Origin of the sequence: Mycobacterium sp. (genome assembly GCF_049802695.1) — a bacterium.
Taxonomy (GTDB): Bacteria; Actinomycetota; Actinomycetes; order Mycobacteriales; family Mycobacteriaceae; genus Mycobacterium.
Genome location: NZ_JBARMY010000217.1, coordinates 1 through 5630, shown reverse-complemented (window position 1 = coordinate 5630; position 5630 = coordinate 1). Strand labels below are relative to the sequence as shown.

Annotated in this window: 5 protein-coding genes, 2 pseudogenes and 1 riboswitch; of the genes and pseudogenes, 3 read left to right on the top strand and 4 right to left on the bottom strand. The window is 67.7% G+C overall.

Features of this window, described 5'->3' with window-relative positions:
* From WA317_RS08890 to WA317_RS08880, 3 genes and pseudogenes are all read right to left on the bottom strand, one after another.
* Positions 1–342: pseudogene (locus WA317_RS08890) on the bottom strand (DNA-processing protein DprA); the annotation flags it as partial.
* The gene (locus WA317_RS08885) at positions 339–1850 is read right to left on the bottom strand and encodes a YifB family Mg chelatase-like AAA ATPase (RefSeq protein WP_425172680.1); all 1512 of its coding nucleotides are present in this window, start codon (positions 1848–1850) and stop codon (positions 339–341) included. The gene WA317_RS08885 and the pseudogene WA317_RS08890, both read right to left, overlap by 4 nt.
* A complete protein-coding gene (locus WA317_RS08880) occupies positions 1850–2218 on the bottom strand; it encodes a YraN family protein (RefSeq protein WP_425172679.1) in 369 nt (122 codons plus the stop codon). Before WA317_RS08880 ends, WA317_RS08885 begins: the two co-directional genes overlap by 1 nt.
* A gap of 208 nt (positions 2219–2426) precedes the next feature.
* Positions 2427–2488, top strand: a riboswitch (Fluoride riboswitch).
* Between the two features lie 338 nt (positions 2489–2826).
* On the opposite strand from WA317_RS08880, the gene WA317_RS08875 reads away from it, so the two are divergent.
* The 3 genes from WA317_RS08875 to WA317_RS08865 all read left to right on the top strand — a co-directional run bounded on the left by WA317_RS08875 (position 2827) and on the right by WA317_RS08865 (position 5404).
* Positions 2827–3126, top strand: a complete 300-nt coding sequence (locus WA317_RS08875) for a PE family protein (RefSeq protein ID WP_425172678.1) — start codon at positions 2827–2829, stop codon at positions 3124–3126.
* A 13-nt stretch (positions 3127–3139) separates the two neighbouring features.
* Positions 3140–4525 carry a PPE family protein gene (locus tag WA317_RS08870; RefSeq protein WP_425172677.1) on the top strand — a complete coding sequence of 462 codons (1386 nt, stop codon included), beginning with the start codon at positions 3140–3142 and terminating at the stop codon, positions 4523–4525.
* A 114-nt stretch (positions 4526–4639) separates the two neighbouring features.
* The gene (locus WA317_RS08865; protein ID WP_425172676.1) at positions 4640–5404 is read left to right on the top strand and encodes a GAF and ANTAR domain-containing protein; all 765 of its coding nucleotides are present in this window, start codon (positions 4640–4642) and stop codon (positions 5402–5404) included.
* A gap of 14 nt (positions 5405–5418) precedes the next feature.
* Here WA317_RS08865 and WA317_RS08860 read toward each other — a convergent pair.
* Positions 5419–5630, bottom strand: a pseudogene (locus tag WA317_RS08860) (epimerase); the annotation flags it as partial.

The following is a 5630-nucleotide window of genomic DNA, read 5'->3' as shown; positions in this document are numbered from 1 at the left end:
CGCCGGCCCCAGCGCCCACAACACCATCGGCGGTCGGCCCTGCGGCTTCCCCGCGGCGGCGACACTGCTGAACCCGGTGAACGCGAGCATCGGCCACTCGTCGTCGTCGGGCGTGACCAACCTGCCGCCGCGACGGGCCAGTAGGTCGAGGTCCCGCGCTGCACAGTCGATTTCACGTCTGGCGCCGGTGTGACGCGCCAGCGTGTCGTTGACCCGGCCACGTCGAACCAGTTCGGCGGCGTCCACCGGCCCAACCTGCTGCACCAGCGCGGCCAATTCGGCGCACGGCGGTTCGACCACCCTCGACAGGTAGGCCCACGCTCGCTGCGCGACGACGTTCACCGGCCCGGGCCCATCTGCCGGAAGCTCAATGCCGAAGTGACCTCGTCGCGACCCGGCGACGTGCGACCGGCCAGATCGCACAGCGTCCACGCGACCCGCAGCGAGCGGTCGACGCCGCGAATGCTCAGCAGGCCCCGGTCGAGTGCGGTGCGCAGCGGCTCCATCGCCGCGCTGCCCGGCCGAAACTTCCGCCGCAACAACGTGCCGCTGACCTCGGCGTTGGTCCGGCATCCGTGCGGACGCCAACGCTGTGTGGCGGCGTCTCGGGCTTGAGCCACCCTGTTGCGCACCTCAGCCGTCGACTCCGCCTCGGCAGCAGCGAAAGCACTGAGCCGCACCGGATGCATCTGCACCCGTAGGTCGACGCGGTCGAGCAGCGGTCCCGACAGCCGACCGAGGTATCTGCGTTTGGCCATCGGCTTGCAGATGCAGTCGCGCGGGTCGGCCGGTGCGCACGGGCACGGGTTGGCGGCCAGCACCAACTGGAAGCGCGCCGGATAACGTGCCACCCCATCACGACGCGCCAGGCGAATCTCGCCGTCCTCCAGCGGCGTTCGTAACGCTTCCAGCGCGCTGACGCCGATCTCGGCGCATTCGTCGAGGAACAGCACTCCCCGGTGCGCCCGGCTCACCGCACCCGGCCGCGCCATCCCGGAGCCGCCGCCCACCAGCGCGGCGACGCTGGAGCTGTGATGGGGTGCCACGAACGGCGGCATGGTGATCAACGGCGTGGACTCCGACAGCAAACCGGCGACCGAATGTATGGCGGTCACCTCCAACGCTTCGCTGTCCGCCAGCGGTGGCAGTAGCCCGGGAAGGCGTTGCGCGAGCATCGTTTTGCCGACGCCAGGCGGCCCGGTCAACATCAGATGGTGGGCGCCTGCGGCGGCGACCTCGACCGCGAACCGGGCTTGCGCCTGACCCACCACGTCGGCCAGATCCGCCGACGGCTCGGCGACGGGTGTCACTGCGGTGTCCGGCTCGTCCAGTTGTGCCGAGCCGCAGAGCCAGCCCTGCAACTGAGTGAGGGTGCGCACACCCCAGATCGCGATGCCGTCGACCAGGCCGGCTTCGGGCAGGTTCTTCACCGGCACGACCACGGCCGACCATCCGCCGTCCTTGGCCGCCAGCACAGCCGGCAGCACACCGCGCACCGGCCGGACCCGTCCGTCGAGCGCCAACTCGCCCAACAGCACGACGCTTTCCAGCTGCCGCCACGGGGTTCTCCGCTGCGCGGACAACACTGCAGCAGCCAAGGCCAGGTCGTAGACGGAACCCACTTTCGGCAGTGTCGCCGGGGAAAGCGCCAGCGTCAGACGTGACATCGGCCAGCGGTTGTTGCAGTTGGTGATCGCCGCGCGGACGCGGTCGCGTGACTCCTGCAACGCGGCGTCGGGCAGACCGACCAGATGCACACCAGGGAGGCCGGAGGTGATGTCGGCTTCGATCTCCACGATCTGGCCGTCCAGGCCGCGCACGGCGACCGAGAACGCACGCCCCAGCGCCATCAGCCGACTGCCTGCACATGGACGATCTCGGGGGTGCGGCACCGGCCCAGGCGCACCCCGATCACGTCGATCCGCACACCGGCCCAACTGCCGTCCTGAGCGGCCAGCCACATCGCGGCGAGCCGACGCAGCCGGCGCACTTTCTGACCGGTGACCGCCTGGGCGAGTCCACCGAATCCGTCCCCGGTCCGGGTCTTCACCTCGACGAATACGACTGTGTTGGTGGCTGGGTCGGCGGCGACCACGTCCAGTTCGCCGTACCGGCAGCGCCAGTTGCGACTGAGGATTCTCAAGCCCAGCCCGGTCAGGTGATCGGTAGCCACTTGCTCACCGAGCGCACCCAATTCGCCTCGCGTCAACGTCGTCATGCCGCCACCTTGCGCGGCCGGGCCGACACGGCTATGGGTAGCTCGCCGGTCAGACCGGGTCGAACGGCGAGTTATCCCCAGTTAGAACTCAATGCACAAGGACGGCAGGGATTAGGAGCCGCACCACCTTCCCGCATTGCGCACCGCCCAGCGTTTCGCCAATGGTTACATCCAACGCGTTGCGCTAACCGTTCAGCGGCCGTTAACATCGCGTTCAGGCGATGAGGCTCGCCTTTAACCGTCGATTTGGCTGATAGCTTCTACCCGTGCGCGAGTCGGGGTAGAAGGCCGGGGGTGAGCCACCAGTGCCTCAGCCACCGTGCCCGCCTTGCACTCGCCGCAGAAGCACCTGCAGTTGTGCTATCCGTGGCCGCCAGTGCCTGAGGCTCCACCGCCGTTTCAATACGGTTGCTGCACTTGATTACTCAGGGCACGGCATGTCGGCTCGGCCCGTCGCATCCGCCGCGACGAGACAAACCGCTTATCAGAAGTGTTTGAGCCGCAGCATCTTCGACCCTCCTCGCGAACGAAGATGCAGAGCCCCGCCGACGCGACCATCGTTCTATTCGAACCATCCACAGGCTCTACACCTATCGAAAGGAAGATCCATGTCTTTTGTCACCACCCAACCGGAAGCGCTGACGGCCGCCGCCGGCAACTTGCAGAGCATCGGCGCGTCAATGGGTTCCGAGAATGCGGCGGCCGCGGCACCGACCACCGGTGTGCTACCTGCCGCCGCTGACGAGGTATCGGCGTTGACCGCGGCGCAATTCGCCATCCATGCCCAGATGTACCAGGCGATCAGCGCCCAAGCAGAGGCGGTCCATCAACTATTCGTCGGGACGCTGGGAACGAGTGCGGCGTCGTACGCGGCCACTGAAGCCGCCAACGCGGCCGCAGCCGGATAGAGGGTATACGACAATGGATTTCGGGATGCTGACGCCGGAGATCAACTCCGGCAGAATGTATGCGGGCGCCGGGTCGGGGCCTATGCTGGCCGCTGCGGCGGCCTGGGACGGGCTGGCCGGCGAGCTGCACTCCACGGCAGCCTCCTATGGGTCGGAGATCTCCGGCCTCACCGGCGGGACGTGGCTGGGTCCCGCGTCAGCATCTATGGCGGCAGCGGCCGCACCCTATGTGGAGTGGATGAACACGACTGCGGCGCAAGCTGAGCAAGCCGCCACCCAGGCCAGGGCGGCAGCAACTGCCTATGAGACGGCGTTTGCCATGACGGTGCCGCCGCCGGTTGTCACCGCCAACCGCAGCCTGTTGATGACACTGGTCGCGACGAACATTCTGGGTCAGAACACCCCGGCGATCGCGGCCACCGAGGCCGACTACGCCGAGATGTGGGGTCAGGATGCCGCCGCAATGTACGGCTACGCCGGTTCGTCGGCGGCAGCGTCGACGTTGACGCCGTTCAGCCCGCCGCCGCCGACTACCAATGCGGCCGGCCAAGCCGCCACGGTTGCGCAAACCGCCGGGACATCTTCGCAGACCGTCGTGTCCACCGGACCGCAGTTGATGTCGGCGGTCCCCCAAGCGCTGCAGGGGCTCGCAGCGGCACCGGCGGCGGCAGCGGCTCCCGCTGCAACCCCAGATCTGACCGGGCTGCTGACGGCCCTGACACTGATCGTCATTCCCTTGACGGCTCTCGACATCCCTATAGCGACTACCAGTGCCACCGCGTCGACGACGAGCGCGACGGCCTCGTTCACCTCGGTAGGAACGACGTATCGAGGTCTGCGGATTAACGCCGACCGCGATTACGCCCAGGGCAAAGGGCCGTTCACCGGCGACGGGCCGGGAGGCGCGATGCTGCCACAATGGATCCTGGGCGGCCCAAACGGTTTCGATGCGCCGCCGGCGGCGCCGCCGCCACCGATGGCCGCCGGCTTAGGCGATTCAACGACGATCGGCAAGCTTTCGGTGCCATCGGGATGGGCGTCGGCGGCGCCGGCATTCCGTAATGTCGCCTATTCGCTGCCACTCGCCGGGGCCGACGCCGCTCCCGAGCTGATTGCTGGTAGTTCCGGCAACCTGTTCAGTGGCATGGGCCTGGCCGGAGCGGCCGGGGGCGCAGTCGGCAGCAGCGCTTCCCTAGGGCGCGGGGATCAGCGCATCCGGGCAAGGAGCCGCGAAAACCCCACGGCGCCGCAGCGGCCACAGGGCGCACCCGTCAGCGAAATCGCGGCTGAACTGCAGGAACTTGCCGCACGCGCGCAGTCGCTGCTCGCCAAGCTCGCCGACTCAGGGCTGATGAGCGCCGAGGAGATGACCGTGGAGAAGAAGCGCTTCCCATTCTGAACCGCCGCCAGAGTCGGCGCACGTTGACGGCAACCGTATTGGTGACGATAGTGGGCCGATAGGCCGTCGGGTCGCGAGCCATCGCAGCCCGAAACGCCTGAAGCGAGGGATGCCGTGGCGAACGACGCGAACAACGGCGGCTCAGTATCGACCTCCGGGTCTGCTGATCCCGCGACGGTGTTCGCTGCGCTGGCTGAGATCGTCTACCAAGGGTGTGATCCCACCGAGGTCTATGCCGCGATCTGCATCGCCGCGACGTTGGTCGTCTCCGGCTGTCACCACGCGAGCCTGCTCGTTCGTCGGGACGGCAAGTATGTGACGGTGGCCGCCTCCGACCGGATCGCCCAGCGTGTCGACGACTACGAGCGCACCACCGGCGATGGCCCGTGCGTTGACGCGATCGAGGAGGAGACTCCTCAGATCGATCCGGACATCACCACGAATTGTCAGTGGCCGCAGTTGGCCGCGCTCTTGATCGAAGACACTCCGGTGCGCGGTGTAATGGGTTTTCGGCTGTTGGTCAATCAACGCAAGTCGGGTGCGCTCAACCTGTTCAGCGACACCGCCAACGCCTTCACCAAGGAGTCCGCCGGGCAGGCCATCGTGTTGGCCGCGTTCGCCAGCGTGACCATCAACGCCATTGCCCACGGCGAAGACGCCGCCACCATGCGACGCGGGCTGGCCAGCAACCGCGAGATCGGCAAGGCCCTCGGAATGTTGATGATGCTGCACGGATATTCCGAGGACGAGGCGTTCACCATGCTGCGTCGCCACTCCCAGCATCTCAACATCAAACTGGCTGACGTGGCGCGGCGGGTCATCGACCAACGCGGGCTGCTCGTGCTCGGCGGCGAGGATCAGCATTCCCTCGGGGTGTGACGCCGACCATCAGCTCATAGCGCCGCGGCCAGCCCGGCCAACGTCTCCGCCGACGAGTGGATGGGCCGCCATTCCAGTTGCGCCTTCGCCTTTGTGGTGTCCATGACCACCGATGTGCGCACGCTGTGCAGCCACTCGAGTGCCGACGGAACGTACGGCAGCCGGGCGAGCGCCGCGGACGCCGCCGACGCGGAGGCAGCCGGCACCCGGACCGGTCGACCGCCCA

Coding starts and splice junctions, on each gene's coding strand:
- WA317_RS08880 (WP_425172679.1), bottom strand. CDS start 2,218: ATGACGACGTTGACGCGAGGCGAATTGGGTGCGCTCGGTGAGCAAGTG.
- WA317_RS08875 (WP_425172678.1), top strand. CDS start 2,827: ATGTCTTTTGTCACCACCCAACCGGAAGCGCTGACGGCCGCCGCCGGC.
- WA317_RS08870 (WP_425172677.1), top strand. CDS start 3,140: ATGGATTTCGGGATGCTGACGCCGGAGATCAACTCCGGCAGAATGTAT.
- WA317_RS08885 (WP_425172680.1), bottom strand. CDS start 1,850: ATGGCGCTGGGGCGTGCGTTCTCGGTCGCCGTGCGCGGCCTGGACGGC.